Below are 15,553 nucleotides of genomic sequence, written 5' to 3' on the forward strand. Positions count from 1 at the left end.
GACCGGCCGATGAACGCTAGGAAGACTACGGGGTCGGCTGCCCGCAGGAGCCCCGACCGAGGTCGGTGATCTGCGGTGAGGACGGCACAATGGCTCGCGTGACTTCGATTCTCGACCCTGCCGTGGCAGCGCGGCTCAAGCGCGACCCGTCGGGTCTGGTGGCCGCGATCATCCAGCAGCACGACAGCGGAGAGGTCCTCATGCTCGGCTGGATGGACGACGAGGCGCTGCGCCGCACCCTCACCGAGGGGCGGGTGACCTTCTGGTCACGCAGCCGCGCGGAGTACTGGCGCAAGGGGGATACCTCGGGCCATGTCCAGCACGTCAGGTCGGTCGCTCTCGACTGCGACGGAGATGCCCTGCTGGTGCGCGTCGACCAGGTCGGCGCCGCCTGCCACACCGGCGATCGCACCTGCTTCGACTCCGGCGACCTCGGAGCAACGGTCGAGGGAGCGGCATGACGGCCGCCCCGGATACGTTGCCGGACCTGGGCTTCGGGCAGACCTGGCCGACCCGCGACACCTTCCTGGTCCTCGCTGAAGACCGCCGGGTCATCCCGGTGGTACGCAAGCTCATGGCCGACGCCGAGACCCCCGTCGGCGTCTATCGCAAACTCGCCGGCGACGAGCCCGGGACCTTCTTGCTCGAATCCGCCGAACACGGTGGGGTGTGGTCCCGCTGGTCGATCATCGGCGCCGCGAGCCGGGCCACCCTGACCGAGAAGGGGGGAGAAGCGCACTGGATCGGTGAGCCCCCGGTCGGCGTGCCGACGAGCGGAGACCCGACCCATGCCCTGCGGGACACCGTCGCCGCCCTCGCGACCGAGCCGATCACCGGCTTGCCGCCGCTCACCTCCGGGCTCGTCGGCTCGATCACCTACGACGCTGTGCGCCGCTGGGAGCGGGTCCCGGCCGAGCTGCCCGACACGCTCCACATCCCCGAGATCGCGATGGTGCTCGCCACCGATGTCGCCGTCTTCGATCACTCCGACGGCTCCTTGCTGCTCGTTGCCAATGCGATCAACTACGACGCCAGCGACGAGCGGGCCGAGCAAGCCTGGGCCGATGCGGTGGCCCGGCTCGATGAGATGACCGCGCGCCTCGCCGAACCCGCGCCGAGCACCGTCGCCGTCATTGACGTCCCCACCGCCGAGGCGGCGCTCGAGGAGGTCGTGAGCGATGTCACGGCCGAGCGCTACCAAGAGCTGGTCGAATCGGCGAAGGAGGACATCCGCGCAGGGGAGGTCTTCCAGGTCGTCTTGAGTCAGCGCTTTTCCATGCCGTGCGATGTCGAGGCGCTGCAGGTCTACCGGGCGCTTCGGGCGAGCAATCCCAGCCCGTACATGTACCTCTTCCGCCTCCCGCACCCCGACGGCGGGAGCTACGAGATCGTCGGCTCGTCGCCGGAGGCCCTGGTGAAGGTGACCGGCCGCGAGGCGATTACTCACCCGATCGCCGGGACCCGACCGCGCGGCAAGAGTCCCGATGAGGACCGGCACCTCGGCGAGGACCTGCTCGCCGATCCCAAGGAGCGCTCCGAGCACGTCATGCTGGTCGACCTCGGGCGCAATGACCTGCAGCGCGTGTGCGAGGCCGGGACGGTCGACTGCGTTGAGCTGATGGCCGTGCGCCGCTACAGCCACGTCATCCACCTGGAGTCGACGGTGGTCGGTCAGATGCGTCCCGAGTGTTCCGCGTACGACGTGCTCGTCGCGACCTTCCCTGCCGGGACGCTCTCCGGGGCACCGAAACCTCGCGCCCTGGCCCTGATCGAGCAGTACGAGCGGTCCCGTCGCGCCGTGTACGGCGGGGTCGTCGGCTACCTGGACTTCCACGGCGACCTCGACATGGCGATCGCGATCCGAACCGCCGTGCTGATCGACGGCCGGGCCCACGTCCAGGCCGGTGCCGGGATCGTCGCCGACTCCGTGCCCGCCACGGAGTATCAGGAGTGCGTCAACAAGGCCCGTTCGGCGCTCACCGCGGTCGCCCAGGCCCGAGCGATGCAGACGATCGCATGACCCGCTTCCTCGGGCGCAAGCTGAGCGTCGTCCTCTTCGCCGTCCTCGGCGGACTCGTCGCGCTCGCGGCGAGCCGCTCGACCTGGATCACCGGGACCGCCGATTCGCTGCTCGGCCCGGTGCGGGCCGAGGTCGACGGCACCCAGGCCGCCCCGGGCCTCGCGGCAATCGGCCTGGTCGCGTTGGCGGCAGCGGTCGCTGCGGTGACCGGGCGGCGGATCGGCCGGATCATTGCCGCGGTGATCCTCTTCGCGTGTGGTGCGGGCGTCGTCTTCCTCGTGATTCGCTCGATCACCTCCGCCGACTCGATTCTGGGCGGGGTCGCCGCGACCGACACCGGTGCCCTCGGGGCGTACGAGGCGCATGCGACGGTCAGTATCTGGCCCTGGCTGACGCTGATCAGCGCCCTCTTCTTCGCCCTCGCCGTCTTCGGGATCGCCGTCGGTGGACGCGCGTGGAGTGGCCTCGGTGGTCGGTACGACGCCGGCGGCGGGGAAGCCGACGTCAGTGGAGCGCGCGGCGAACGGGTCACCTCCGACTGGGATCGGTTGAGCGCAGGGGAGGACCCGACCGAGCCCGGGGACGGCGAAGCGCGGCGGCGAGGTTAGCCTTAACCCCATGCCCAGCGTGCTCGAGACCATCATCGACGGCGTCCGAGCGGACCTCGCCCGGCGCGAGAGCGACCTCCCGCTGGCCCGCCTCGCCCAACTCGCCGAAGCGGCCGAGCCCGCCCGTGACGTCGTGACCCGGCTCCAGGCCCCGGGACTGTCGGTGATCGCCGAGGTGAAGCGGAGCAGCCCGAGCAAGGGCGCGCTCGCCGAGATCACCGATCCCGCCGCCCTCGCCTCCCAGTACGCGATCGGGGGAGCCACCGCGATCTCGGTTCTGACCGAAGAACGCCGCTTCGGGGGCAGCCTGGCCGACCTTGATGCAGTCCGGGCGGCGGTCCCGACACCCTTGCTGCGCAAGGACTTCATGGTGACCGACTACCAGTTGTGGGAGGCGCGGGCGCACGGCGCCGACCTGATCTTGCTGATCGTCGCCGCGCTGGAGGACCAGGACCTGGCCCGCATGCTGGACCTCACCGCCCAACTGGGGATGACCGCTCTGGTCGAGGTCCACGACGAAGCCGAGACCATGCGCGCGCTCGATCTCGGCGCGAGCGTCATCGGGGTCAACAACCGCAACCTGAAGACCCTGGAGGTGGACAACTCCACCTTCGCCCGCCTCGCACCGCTGATCCCCGCCGAGTGCGTCCGCGTCGCCGAGTCCGGGGTCCGTGGGCCGCAGGATGCAGCGTCCTTCGCCCGAGCGGGCGCTGACGCGATCCTTGTCGGTGAGGCCCTCGTGACCGGAGGGGACCCGGCCGCTGCGGTCGCCGCGATGATTGCCGAAGGGACGGCAGCCCAGACGATGACGAAGGGGGTGCTCCGATGACCGGCACCCCGGGGCGCTTTGGAGCCTTCGGCGGTCGATACGTCCCCGAGGCCCTGATCCCCGCGCTCGAGGAACTCGACGAATCCTGGCGCAAGGCGATGGTGGATCCGCAATTCGAGGACGAACTCGCCCGCTTGCACCGCACCTACACCGGACGACCGAGCATCATCACCGAGGTTCCGCGCTTCGCGGCACACGCCGGTGGTGCGCGGATCATCCTCAAGCGCGAAGACCTCAACCACACCGGATCGCACAAGATCAACAACGTCCTGGCGCAGTGCTTGCTCACCAAGCGCATGGGCAAGCGTCGGGTGGTCGCCGAGACCGGAGCCGGTCAGCATGGCGTCGCGACGGCGACCGCTGCGGCGCTCATGGGCCTTGAATGCACCGTCTACATGGGCAAGGTCGATACCGAGCGGCAGGCCCTCAACGTCGCGAGGATGCGGATCCTCGGCGCGACAGTGGTGCCGGTGGAGCACGGCAGCGCGACCTTGAAGGACGCGATCAACGAAGCCCTTCGCGACTGGGTCACCAATGTCGGCCACACCCACTACGTCCTCGGGACGGTGACCGGCCCGCACCCCTTCCCCGAAATGGTGCGCGACTTCCACAAGATCATCGGCGAAGAGGCCCGCGAGCAGGTTCTCGAGCTCACCGATCGCCTCCCCGATGCCGTCATCGCGTGCGTGGGGGGCGGGTCCAATGCCATGGGGATCTTCCACCGCTTCATCGGTGACGAAGGGGTCCGCCTGATCGGCGTCGAGGCGGGAGGGGCCGGCATCGAAGGGGGCCGACACGCCGCCCGCTTCGCGACGGCCGAGCCGGGCGTCCTCCACGGCGCGATGAGCTATCTCATGCAAGATGACGAGGGCCAGACCCTCGAGACGCATTCGGTGTCCGCGGGACTGGACTACCCGAGCGTGGGCCCAGAGCACGCTTACTTGCGCGACACTGGCCGGGCCGAGTACCGGTACGCGACCGACGACCAGGCGATGGAGGCCTTCCGCCTGCTCTGCCGCACGGAGGGGATCATCCCGGCCTTGGAGTCGGCGCACGCGCTCGCTGGTGCCCTCGAGGTCGGCCGGGAACTGGGTCCGGACGCGCTCATCCTTGTCAATCTCTCCGGCCGGGGCGACAAAGACATGCACACCGCGGCCCGGTGGTTCGGCCTGGTCGACGAGCAGGAGGCCTAAGTGACGGCACCGTCTACGACCCGGGGGACCGGGGAGGTTCTTCGCGCCTGCCGGGACGAAGGGCGCGCTGCGCTCATCGGATATCTCCCGATCGGCTACCCCGACGTGGAGACGTCCATCCGCGCGATGGTCGCGATGGTCCGTGCCGGGGTCGACATTGTCGAAGTCGGCGTGCCCTACTCGGACCCGCTGATGGACGGCGCCGTGATCCAGCGCGCGGCGGCCGAGGCCCTCGCCGGCGGGGTGCACGTCTCCGATGTCTTCCGAGCGACCCGAGCGGTTCGCGACGCGGGGGCGCCGCCCATCGTGATGAGTTACTGGAATCTCGTCCTGCGTCGCGGCGTCGAGCGCTACGCCACCGACCTCGCCGAGAGCGGCGGAGCCGGGCTGATCACCCCTGACCTCGTGCCGGATGAGGCGGGCGAGTGGATCTCGGCGAGCGATGAGCACGGGCTCGACCGCGTCTTCTTGATCGCCCCGAGTTCGACGCCGGAGCGCCTCGCCTGGGTCACCTCCCAGTGCCGAGGTTTTGTCTACGCGGCCTCGACGATGGGGGTGACCGGGGCGCGCCGGGAGGTCGGTTCGGCCGCACCCGAACTCGTCGCCCGTGCCCGCGAGGCTACGGATCTGCCGATCTGCGTGGGCCTTGGGGTCTCTGATCGTGAGCAGGCGGCAGAAGTGGCTCAGTTCGCCGATGGAGTGATCGTCGGCAGCGCGCTCGTGGCCTGCCTGGCGGACCGGGAACCCGACGCGGGCATCGCCGCGTTGGAGGAGCTGACGGCGGACCTCGCCGCCGGCGTGAGGCAGGGATAAGGGATGCGCAAAGAGCAGGTGCTGGACCTCATCGGGCTCGCTGCCCGGCTGATCCTTGGCGTGGTCTTGATCATCGCCGGCGCGGTGAAGATCCCCAACCCTCAGTTGTCCAGCCGCGCCGTCCAGGCCTACGAGATCCTCCCGTATGACCTCGCCGGCACGGTCGGAATCGTCCTGCCGTACATCGAGGTCTTCGTCGGGGTCCTGCTCGTCCTTGGCATCTTCACCCGCTTCGCGGCGATCATCAGCACCCTGCTCATGATCGCCTTTGTCATCGGGATCTCCCAGGCCTGGGCGCGTGGCCTCCAGATCGATTGCGGCTGTTTCGGCGGGGGCGGAGCGCTCGCCGCCGGAGAAGAACCGAGTTATCTCGTCGACCTCCTTCGAGACGCCGGGCTCGTCCTCCTGGGCGCCTGGTTGATCTGGCGTCCCCGCTCCCTCGCGAGCCTCGACCGGCGCCTCTTCGGCAACGCCTGACTCACGACCGGCCCTGCACCGCATAGAGTCAGGGCACCACCTCACCGTTAAAGGGGAACAGCACGTCCATGGCACCGCAAAACGACCGCAAGGCGAAGATCGCCGCGGCAGCCCCGAAAAACTCCGGTTCGGCCAACAAGATCGTCGTGGCTGGCATCGTGGCGATCGTCGCCGTGATCGCGGTGGTGGCCGCGGTGATCTTCCAGCAGGTCTCGGCCAACAACAAGGTCGAAGAGGCCAAGAACGTCGCCCAGGTCGACCGGGTCCCGGAGGGGACCAAGGACGGCGAAGGCTGGGTGTCCAATTCCGACGTGAATCTCGCCAATGGCGCCCCGACCATCGATGTCTACGAAGACTTCCGGTGCCCGGTCTGCGCCGTCTTTGAGCGCGCCCTCGGTCACGAGCTCGAAACCCTCGCGGCGGACGGCAAGATCAAGTTGGTCTACCACCTAAAGACCGTGATCGACACCAACACCAACTCCGATAACTCGGCGGTGTCGGCCTCGAGCGCGCTCTGCGCCGCGGACCAGGGCGCGTGGACGAAGTACCACGAGGAGCTCTTCGCCCGTCAGCCGCAGGAGCCGAACCCCTTCACCGACGACGCCCTGACCGAGGCGGCGAAGGGCGCGGGTCTCGAAGGGGAGAAGCTGGACGCTTGGCAGAAGTGCACCAACGAGCGGACCTACGTCAAGTACGTCCAGAGCGTCGACGAAGCCAGCTTCAAGGCCGGCGTGCGTGGAACCCCCGCGATCAAGGTCAACGGGACCGAACTCAACTGGGGCACCTTCGTCAACCAGGACGGGTCCGCCAATGAGGCCCAGCTGCCGGTCTTCGAGCAGATCGTGACCTCCGGCGACGTCCCCGCAGATCGCGTCGCTCCGAAGCGGTGATTCCCACCTCCCTGCCGAGCCCCACGGTCGGCGTCCTTCAGATCGGTCCGCTCGCGATCCATGCCTATGCCCTGTGCATCCTCATCGGGATCGCCGCGGCCGTGGCGATCGCGCAGCGCCGACTTGCCGACCGGGGCGGCAGGGAGGGAGCCGTGCTCGACGTGGCCCTCTGGGCGGTCCCCTTCGGAATCATCGGCGGGCGGCTCTACCACGTCATCACCACCCCCCAGCCCTATTTCGGTGAAGGGGGGAATCCGCTCGATGCCCTGAAGATCTGGAACGGTGGACTCGGGATCTGGGGTGCCATCGCCATGGGCGCCCTCGGGGCGTACATCGCCTGCCGGCGCTATGACATCCCCTTCCTCGCCCTCGCCGATTCGGCGGCGCCTGGGATCGCGGTTGCTCAGGCCATCGGGCGGTGGGGGAACTGGTTCAACAACGAAATCTACGGTGAACCGACAGACCTGCCCTGGGGCCTTGTGATCCATCAGTTCTCCGGTGGCCGCGCGGTGCTCGACGCCGAGGGCCAGCCGATCGTCCTTGGGACCTTCCACCCGACCTTCTTGTACGAGTCGATCTTCTGCCTGCTGCTCGCGATCGCGCTGCTGTTGCTCGACCGCTACCGCGACCTCGCTCCCGGCCAGGTCCTCGGCGCCTATGTGGCGGGCTATCCGCTTGGGCGCATCATCCTGGAGACGATGCGGACCGACCACGCCAACGAGATCCTCGGCCTCCGCGTCAACATCTGGACCTCGGTTCTCGTCTTCATCCTTGGCCTTGCGATCTGGGTGTATTGCGGTCGGCGCGCGAAGCGCCCCACGTCCGGCCCCACCACCCCTTCGCACCCAGCGTCCGTCTCAGATAGTGAGAAGGTAGCGACCACAACGTAAGACGGTCGCTGTTATGATCCCGCCACGTGGCCGATGCCGTCCACGTCGCTCCTCCACATGCCGGATCACCTGCGCCAGCAGGCTGGTTCGGGCATGTCCAGATCAACTCGACGACGAAGGACGGTGACTGATGTCTTCGACCCCCTTCACCCGCTACTCGGCTCACCCCGCTGACCAGGGCCTCTACCGCCGCGACCAGGAACACGACGCATGCGGCGTCGCCATGGTGGCCACGATGCGCGGCCATGCCGGACGGGACATCGTCGACCATGCCCTGACGGCTCTGACGAATCTTGAGCACCGCGGTGCCACCGGTGCCGACCCCCTCGTCGGGGATGGCGCCGGGATCTTGACTCAGGTCCCCGACGCGTTCCTGCGCGAGGTCGTCGACTTCGACCTGCCGCAGGCGGGCCACTACGCGGTTGGTATCGCCTACGTCCCCCGCGAGGATGACGAACGCGCCGCCGTCATCGAGACCATCGAACGGGTCGTTGATGAGGAGGGCCTCGAGGTCCTCGGCTGGCGCGAGGTGCCCGTCAACCGGGACATCGTCGGCCAGATGGCCCGCGACTGTATGCCGTACTTCTGGCAGTTGTTCATCGCGAGCCCCGATCGCGCGCTGAGCGGGCTGGACCTCGACCGGCAGGCCTACACGGTGCGCAAGCGGGCCGAGCACGAATCCGATGTCTACTTCGCCTCGCTGTCGGCGCGGACCCTCGTCTACAAGGGCATGCTGACGACCGCCCAGCTCGAGCCCTTCTACCCCGACCTCAGCGACCTGCGGTTCGCCAGCGAGTTGGCCCTGGTCCACTCCCGCTTCTCGACCAACACCTTCCCGAGTTGGCCGCTCTCGCACCCCTTCCGGTTCATCGCCCACAACGGCGAGATCAACACCGTCAAGGGCAACCGCAACTGGATGAACGCGCGCGAGTCGCAATTGCACTCCGAGCTGATCCCTGGCGACTTCGAGCGGCTGAGCCCGATCTGCACCCCGGGTGCCTCGGATTCGGCGACCTTCGATGAGGTCCTTGAGCTGCTCCATCTCGGTGGCCGCTCCCTGCCGCACGCGGTCTTGATGATGATCCCCGAGGCCTGGGAGAACCACGCGACGATGGACCCCGCCCGTCGGGCGTTCTACGAGTTCCACTCGATGTTTATGGAACCGTGGGACGGTCCGGCCTGCGTCACCTTCACCGACGGCACCCTCGTCGGTGCGGTCCTGGACCGCAATGGCCTCCGCCCCGGGCGGTACTGGGTGGCCGACGACGGCCTGGTGGTCCTGGCCTCCGAGTCGGGTGTGCTGAACCTGCCGGCCGAGAAGGTCATCCGCAAGGGACGGCTCACCCCGGGCCGGATGTTCCTCGTCGACACCGCTGCCGGGCGGATCATCGAAGATGACGAGATCAAGAGCGAGCTCGCCGCGGCCGAGCCCTACGCCGAGTGGCTGCACGCTGGCCTGGTGAACTTGGGCGACCTCCCGCCGCGCGAGCACATCATGCACACCCCGGCGTCGGTGGCGCGGCGCCAACAGACCTTCGGGTACACCCAAGAAGAGCTGACGATCCTGCTGACCCCGATGGCCAAACTCGGTGGTGAGGCGCTGGGGTCGATGGGGACCGACACGCCGATCGCGGTCCTGTCCGAAAAGCCGCGGCTGATCTTCGACTACTTCACCCAACTCTTCGCCCAGGTGACGAACCCTCCGCTCGATGCCATCCGCGAGGAACTCGTTACCGCGCTCGGTACCGCGATCGGGCCCGAGGGCAATGCCCTCGACGCGTCGCCATCGCACGCTCGTCAGGTCGTGCTCCCCTTCCCGGTGATCGACAACGACGAACTCGCCAAGATCGTGCACATCAACGCCGATGGCGACCTCCCGGGCTACGCAACCCATGTCGTGCGGGGTCTCTACGAAGTCGGTGGGGGAGCGGAAGCGCTCCGGGCCCGGATCGAGGAGATCTTCACCGAGGTGTCCGCGGCGATCGAAGGGGGCGCGCGGTTCATCGTCCTCTCCGACCGGGACTCGGGGCGCGATCTGGCGCCGATCCCGTCGCTGCTGCTCACCTCCGCCGTCCACCACCACCTCATCCGCGAGAAGACCCGGACCCAGGTCGGTCTGCTGGTCGAGGCTGGCGACGTCCGCGAGGTGCACCACGTCGCCCTTCTCGTCGGGTACGGGGCCGCGGCGATCAACCCCTACCTCGCGATGGAATCCGTCGAGGACATGGTGCGCCGTCGGGTGATTGACGGGGTGACCTCGGAGCAGGCCGTCCGCAACCTCATCAAGGCGCTCGGTAAGGGCGTGCTGAAGGTGATGTCCAAGATGGGCATCTCGACCGTCGCCTCCTACCGCGGGGCCCAGGTCTTCGAGGCGATCGGCCTCTCCCAGGAACTGGTCGATGAGTACTTCACCGGCACGGTGAGCCAGCTAGGCGGCATTGGCCTTGAGGTCATCGCCTCCGAGGTCGAAGCGCGCCACGCGACGGCCTACCCGGCCGACGGGATGCGCCTGCCGCACCGGAACCTCCAGGTCGGTGGCGAGTACAAGTGGCGTCGCGAAGGTGAGCCCCACCTCTTCGACCCCGAGACGGTCTTCCGCCTCCAACACTCGACCCGCGCGCGCCGCTACGACGTCTTCAAGGAGTACACGGCGCGCGTCGACGAGCAGTCCGAGCGCCTCATGACGCTGCGCGGCCTCTTCGAGCTCGGTGGCGCGACGCCCCGTGAGCCGATCGACATCAACGATGTCGAGCCGGTCAGCGAGATCGTCAAGCGCTTCTCCACCGGCGCGATGAGCTACGGCTCGATCAGCCAGGAAGCCCACGAGACGCTCGCCGTCGCGATGAACCGCCTCGGCGCTAAGTCCAATACCGGCGAAGGCGGTGAGGACCTCGACCGGCTTATGGACCCGGAGCGGCGCAGCGCCATCAAGCAGGTGGCCTCGGGACGGTTCGGGGTGACCTCGACCTACCTCACCAACGCCGATGACATCCAGATCAAGATGGCTCAGGGTGCCAAGCCGGGCGAAGGGGGTCAGCTGCCCGGCCACAAGGTCTACCCCTGGGTGGCGAAGACGCGGCACTCGACCCCGGGTGTGGGGCTGATCAGCCCGCCGCCGCACCACGACATCTACTCGATCGAGGATCTCGCTCAGCTGATCCACGACCTGAAGAACGCCAACCCGCAGGCTCGCGTGCACGTCAAGCTCGTGTCCGAGGTCGGCGTCGGCACGGTCGCGGCTGGGGTGTCCAAGGCGCACGCGGACGTGGTCCTCATCTCCGGCCATGACGGCGGGACGGGCGCCTCGCCGCTCACCTCGCTCAAGCACGCGGGCGGTCCCTGGGAGCTCGGACTCGCCGAGACCCAGCAGACGCTGGTGCTCAACGGTCTGCGTGACCGGATCGTGGTGCAGGTCGACGGGCAGATCAAGACCGGCCGCGATGTCGTCATCGCGGCGCTGCTTGGCGCGGAGGAGTTCGGCTTCGCCACCGCTCCGCTCGTCGTGAGCGGCTGCATCATGATGCGGGTCTGCCACCTCGACACCTGCCCGGTCGGGATCGCGACCCAGAACCCCGAGCTGCGCTCCCGCTTCTCGGGCAAGCCGGAGTTCGTCGAGACCTTCTTCGAGTACATCGCCGAAGAGGTCCGCGAGCACCTGGCGGCGCTCGGCTTCCGCTCGATCGCGGAAGCGGTCGGCCAGGTCTCGGCTCTCGACACCCGCAAGGCGATCGAGCACTGGAAGGCCTCTGGCCTTGACCTCGCGCCGATCTTCGCCGAGGTCGAGTCCTTCGACGGCTCCGGGATCAGCCACCGCATCGGTCAGGATCACGGCCTCCAGCACGCCCTGGACCACCGCCTCATCTCCATCGCCGAGCCGGCGTTGTCCGATGGCGCCCCGGCGCGCGGTGAGATCGAGGTCAGCAATGTCAACCGCACGGTCGGCACGATGCTCGGCCACGAGGTCACCCGTCGCTATCCCGAGGGTCTGCCGGACGGCACGATCGAGATCACCCTGCGCGGTTCGGCGGGCCAGTCCTTCGGGGCCTTCCTGCCGGCGGGCGTGACGCTGCGCCTGATCGGCGATAGCAATGACTACGTCGGCAAGGGTCTCTCCGGTGGCCGGGTCGTCGTCCGCCCGCACGAATCCTCCGCGCTCGTCGCCGAGGACAACATCATCGCGGGCAATGTCATCGGCTACGGCGCGACCTCCGGGGAGATCTTCCTGCGGGGCATGGTCGGTGAACGCTTCTGTGTCCGAAACTCCGGGGCGACCGCGGTCGTCGAAGGCGTCGGCGATCACGGTTGCGAGTACATGACCGGTGGCATCGTCCTTGTCCTCGGGCAGACCGGGCGCAACTTCGCGGCCGGCATGTCCGGTGGCGTCGCCTATGTCCTCGACCTCGACGAGTCCCGCGTCAACCCCGAACTCGTCGATGTGACCCCCCTTCGGCCCGACGACCGCACTACGGTCCGCCAGTTGCTCGAGCAGCACCTCGCGTGGACCGACTCGGCCGTCGCCGAACGTTTGTTGGCGGACTTCGAAAGCGCAGCGGAGCGCTTCTCGCTGGTCCTGCCGCGTGACTACCAGCGCGTCCTCGACGTGCGCTCCGATGCCGAGTCCGAGGGACTCGACCTCGACGGACCGCTCGTCTGGGACCGGATCATGGAGGCTTCCCGTGGCTGATCCTCAAGGCTTTTTGACTACCCGCGAGCGCGAGCTCCCGGCACGCCGCCCCGTCCCGGTGCGGATCAAGGACTGGAAGGAGGTCTACGAGGAGCAGGAACTCAGCCAGCTCCAACGTCAGGCCGGCCGCTGCATGGACTGTGGCATCCCCTTCTGCCACTCCGGCTGTCCGCTTGGGAACCTCATCCCCGAGTGGAATGACCTCGCCTGGAAGGGGGACTGGCACGACGCCATCGAGCGCCTCCATGCCACGAACAACTTCCCGGAGTTCACCGGGCGGCTCTGCCCGGCGCCGTGTGAGACCGCGTGTGTGCTCGGCATCAACCAACCGGCCGTCACCATCAAGCAGGTCGAGGTCACGACGATCGAGCAGGCCTTCGGGCGCGGCGATGTCCCGCCGCAGATCCCGGACCGCCTGACCGGTAAGACCGTGGCCGTCATCGGGTCGGGCCCAGCGGGTCTTGCCGTCGCCCAGCAACTGACCCGCGCGGGTCACACCGTCGCGGTCTACGAGCGGGCCGATAAGCCCGGCGGTCTGCTGCGGTACGGCATCCCCGAGTTCAAGATGGAAAAGCGGATCGTCGACCGGCGCATCTGGCAGATGGAAGCCGAGGGCACGCGCTTTCGCTCCGGCGTTGACGTCGGCACCGAGATCACCGGCCAGCAGCTGCGGGACCGCTACGACGCGGTGGTGCTCGCGACCGGCGCGACCGTCCCGCGCGATCTGCCCGTCCCGGGTCGGCACTGCGACGGGATCGTCCAGGCGATGGACTTCCTCCCCGACGCCAACCGGGTGAGCCTTGGCGAAGAGGTCGAGGGCCAGGTGACCGCGGAGGGCAAGGACGTCATCATCATCGGTGGCGGTGACACCGGCGCCGACTGCCTCGGGACCTCCCTTCGCCAGGGCGCGAAGTCGGTCACCAGCTTGGAGATCATGCCCCGCCCCGGCGAGGACCGCGCGCCCGGACAGCCCTGGCCCACCTACCCGCAGATCTTCCGGGTCGCCTCCGCCCACGAGGAAGGGGGCGAGCGGGTCTATGCCGTCAGCACCACCGAGATCATCGAGGACGAGGACGGCAAGGTCGCCGGTCTGAAACTCCAAGAGGTCACTCTCGGCGAGGGCGGCTTCGAGCCGGTCCCCGGCACCGAGCGGGTCCTGCCGGCGCAGCTGATCCTGCTCGCGATGGGCTTCCTCGGCCCGGAGGGTGACGGCGTGGTCCAGCAGCTCGGGGTCGAGCTCGATGCGCGCTCCAATATCGTGCGCGACCGCAACTACATGACCTCGGTCCCCGGCGTTTTCGTCGCCGGAGACGCCGGGCGCGGTCAGTCCCTGATCGTCTGGGCCATCGCCGAGGGCCGCGCCGCCGCTCACGGCGTCGACGCCTACCTCATGGGCAGCTCGGCGCTCCCGCGGCCGATCAACCCCACGGACCGGCCCCTCGTCGTCTGAGGCCACCTGAAGTTCACTTCCTGGCGAAGGGGGTGGGCGTGACTGCGGTCACGCCCACCCCCTTCGGCGCATTAGGGTTGTCCGCATGCGCAGAGCCAAGATTGTGTGCACCATGGGGCCGGCCACCGCGGGCCACGAGAAGTTGGTTGCCCTGGTCCGCGCCGGGATGGACGTCGCCCGGTTGAACTTCTCCCACGGCACCCATGAGGGCCACGCGGACGTCTACATGGGCGTCCGCCGAGCGAGCGACGAGGTCGGGCGGGCCGTCGGCATCCTGGCGGATCTCCAGGGCCCAAAGATCCGCACCGGCCTCTTCGCGGAGGGCCCCGTGTTGCTCTCGGCGGGGGATACCTTCACGATCACGACGCGCGATGTCCCGGGCGATAAGGAGATCGTCGGGACGACCTATCACGGCCTGGCGGCGGATGTCCGCGTCGGCGACCGCATCCTGATCGATGACGGGAAGATCTCACTGATCGCCCGCCAGGTGACCGATACCGACGTGATCACGACGGTGATCGACGGCGGGATGATCTCGGACCACAAGGGCATCAACCTCCCCGGCGTCGCCGTGAGCGTCCCGGCCTTGTCCGAAAAGGACGAGGCCGACCTGCGCTTCGCCATCCAACTTGGCGTCGACGTCATTGCGCTGTCCTTCGTCCGCTCCGCCGACGACATCGGGATCGTGCACCGGATCATGGACGAAGAGGGCAAGCGTTTGCCCGTCATCGCCAAGATCGAAAAGCCGCAGGCCGTGGAGAACCTCCCGGAGATCATCCAGGCCTTCGACGGCGTCATGGTGGCTCGCGGCGATCTCGGAGTCGAACTGCCGCTCGAAGAGGTCCCGCTCGTCCAAAAGCGCGCCGTCGAGATCGCGCGGCGCCAGGCCAAGCCGGTGATCGTCGCGACCCAGGTGCTCGAGTCGATGATCGAAAACCCGCGCCCGACCCGCGCCGAGGCCTCGGACGCCGCAAACGCCGTCCTCGACGGCACCGACGCGCTGATGCTCTCTGGGGAGACCTCGGTCGGGGCCCATCCCGTCGAGGCGGTCCGCACCATGTCGCGGATCATCGAAAACACCGAGACCCATGGGCTCGAACGCATGGCGGTGCTCGGCACGACGCCGACGACGAAGGGCGGCGCCATCACCGCCTCGGCGGCCCACATCGGCAATCTGCTCGATGTGAAATATCTCATTACCTTCACTCAATCCGGCGACACCGCTCGGCGAATGGCGCGGGTGCGGCCGCGGATTCCGATGCTCGCTTTTACCCCCTTGCAGTCGACTCGCTCGAAGCTCGCGCTGACCTGGGGCGTGGAGACCTTCCTCGTCTCGCCGACGCGACACACCGACCAAATGGCCATGCAGGTCGACCAGGTCCTGCTCGACGCCGGTCGGGTCGAAGAGGGCGACCTGGTCGTCATCGTCGCGGGATCACCGCCGGGGCTTCCGGGCTCGACCAACGCGTTGCGGGTCCACCAGATCGGTGACGCACGCAACCGACTCGCCGCTGCCTACGAAGAGTTGTACTGATCCGACGGGGCCGGTGTGCATCGGGGGCATCCCGTCTGGCTACACTGGCCGCACCCTTGCCGGGGTGGTGGAATGGCAGACACGGGGCACTCAAAATGCTCTGCCCTTTTCGGGCGTGCGGGTTCAAATCCCGCCCTCGGCACTGATTCGCTTCTAGTAGACGAC

At 68.2% G+C, this 15,553-nt stretch carries 12 protein-coding genes and 1 tRNA gene; all 13 read left to right on the forward strand.

Annotation, left to right across the window (positions count from 1 at the left end; all coding sequences use genetic code 11):
• Nucleotides 1-89 precede the first annotated feature (89 nt).
• Nucleotides 90-461: a phosphoribosyl-AMP cyclohydrolase gene (hisI, locus tag AB8K43_RS07160; protein WP_370892906.1), complete on the forward strand. Its 372-nt coding sequence runs from the start codon at nt 90-92 to the stop codon at nt 459-461.
• Nucleotides 458-2,020: an anthranilate synthase component I gene (locus tag AB8K43_RS07165; protein WP_370892908.1), complete on the forward strand. Its 1,563-nt coding sequence runs from the start codon at nt 458-460 to the stop codon at nt 2,018-2,020. The genes hisI and AB8K43_RS07165 overlap by 4 nt, the downstream gene beginning before the upstream one ends.
• Nucleotides 2,017-2,628, forward strand: coding sequence for a Trp biosynthesis-associated membrane protein (locus AB8K43_RS07170; protein ID WP_370892910.1), 612 nt, complete (start codon nt 2,017-2,019; stop codon nt 2,626-2,628). The genes AB8K43_RS07165 and AB8K43_RS07170 overlap by 4 nt, the downstream gene beginning before the upstream one ends.
• Before the next feature lie 10 nt (nt 2,629-2,638).
• Nucleotides 2,639-3,457, forward strand: coding sequence for an indole-3-glycerol phosphate synthase TrpC (gene trpC, locus AB8K43_RS07175; RefSeq protein WP_370892912.1), 819 nt, complete (start codon nt 2,639-2,641; stop codon nt 3,455-3,457).
• Complete coding sequence (trpB, locus tag AB8K43_RS07180) at nt 3,454-4,650, forward strand: tryptophan synthase subunit beta (protein WP_370892914.1); 1,197 nt, start codon at nt 3,454-3,456, stop codon at nt 4,648-4,650. Before trpC ends, trpB begins: the two co-directional genes overlap by 4 nt.
• The gene (gene trpA / locus AB8K43_RS07185) at nt 4,651-5,463 is read left to right on the forward strand and encodes a tryptophan synthase subunit alpha (protein WP_370892916.1); all 813 of its coding nucleotides are present in this window, start codon (nt 4,651-4,653) and stop codon (nt 5,461-5,463) included.
• 3 nt (nt 5,464-5,466) lie between these two features.
• Nucleotides 5,467-5,940 (forward strand): MauE/DoxX family redox-associated membrane protein, encoded by a 474-nt coding sequence (locus AB8K43_RS07190; RefSeq protein WP_370892917.1) that lies wholly within the window; start codon nt 5,467-5,469, stop codon nt 5,938-5,940.
• 68 nt (nt 5,941-6,008) lie between these two features.
• Nucleotides 6,009-6,830: a DsbA family protein gene (locus AB8K43_RS07195; protein WP_370892919.1), complete on the forward strand. Its 822-nt coding sequence runs from the start codon at nt 6,009-6,011 to the stop codon at nt 6,828-6,830.
• Complete coding sequence (gene lgt, locus AB8K43_RS07200) at nt 6,827-7,720, forward strand: prolipoprotein diacylglyceryl transferase (RefSeq protein WP_370892921.1); 894 nt, start codon at nt 6,827-6,829, stop codon at nt 7,718-7,720. Before AB8K43_RS07195 ends, lgt begins: the two co-directional genes overlap by 4 nt.
• A 130-nt stretch (nt 7,721-7,850) precedes the next feature.
• A complete protein-coding gene (gene gltB, locus AB8K43_RS07205) occupies nt 7,851-12,404 on the forward strand; it encodes a glutamate synthase large subunit (protein WP_370892923.1) in 4,554 nt (1,517 codons plus the stop codon).
• Nucleotides 12,397-13,854 carry a glutamate synthase subunit beta gene (locus AB8K43_RS07210; RefSeq protein ID WP_370892925.1) on the forward strand — a complete coding sequence of 486 codons (1,458 nt, stop codon included), beginning with the start codon at nt 12,397-12,399 and terminating at the stop codon, nt 13,852-13,854. The genes gltB and AB8K43_RS07210 overlap by 8 nt, the downstream gene beginning before the upstream one ends.
• An 85-nt stretch (nt 13,855-13,939) precedes the next feature.
• A complete protein-coding gene (pyk, locus tag AB8K43_RS07215; RefSeq protein WP_370892927.1) occupies nt 13,940-15,388 on the forward strand; it encodes a pyruvate kinase in 1,449 nt (482 codons plus the stop codon).
• 58 nt (nt 15,389-15,446) lie between these two features.
• Nucleotides 15,447-15,530, forward strand: a tRNA-Leu gene (locus AB8K43_RS07220).
• Nucleotides 15,531-15,553 lie beyond the last annotated feature (23 nt).

It is taken from the genome of Janibacter sp. GXQ6167, assembly GCF_041365945.1.
In the GTDB taxonomy this organism is placed as follows: Bacteria; Actinomycetota; Actinomycetes; order Actinomycetales; family Dermatophilaceae; genus JBGFSK01.

Coding starts and splice junctions, on each gene's coding strand:
- hisI (WP_370892906.1), top strand. CDS start 90: ATGGCTCGCGTGACTTCGATTCTCGACCCTGCCGTGGCAGCGCGGCTC.
- AB8K43_RS07165 (WP_370892908.1), top strand. CDS start 458: ATGACGGCCGCCCCGGATACGTTGCCGGACCTGGGCTTCGGGCAGACC.
- AB8K43_RS07170 (WP_370892910.1), top strand. CDS start 2,017: ATGACCCGCTTCCTCGGGCGCAAGCTGAGCGTCGTCCTCTTCGCCGTC.
- trpC (WP_370892912.1), top strand. CDS start 2,639: ATGCCCAGCGTGCTCGAGACCATCATCGACGGCGTCCGAGCGGACCTC.
- trpB (WP_370892914.1), top strand. CDS start 3,454: ATGACCGGCACCCCGGGGCGCTTTGGAGCCTTCGGCGGTCGATACGTC.
- AB8K43_RS07190 (WP_370892917.1), top strand. CDS start 5,467: ATGCGCAAAGAGCAGGTGCTGGACCTCATCGGGCTCGCTGCCCGGCTG.
- AB8K43_RS07195 (WP_370892919.1), top strand. CDS start 6,009: ATGGCACCGCAAAACGACCGCAAGGCGAAGATCGCCGCGGCAGCCCCG.
- gltB (WP_370892923.1), top strand. CDS start 7,851: ATGTCTTCGACCCCCTTCACCCGCTACTCGGCTCACCCCGCTGACCAG.
- pyk (WP_370892927.1), top strand. CDS start 13,940: ATGCGCAGAGCCAAGATTGTGTGCACCATGGGGCCGGCCACCGCGGGC.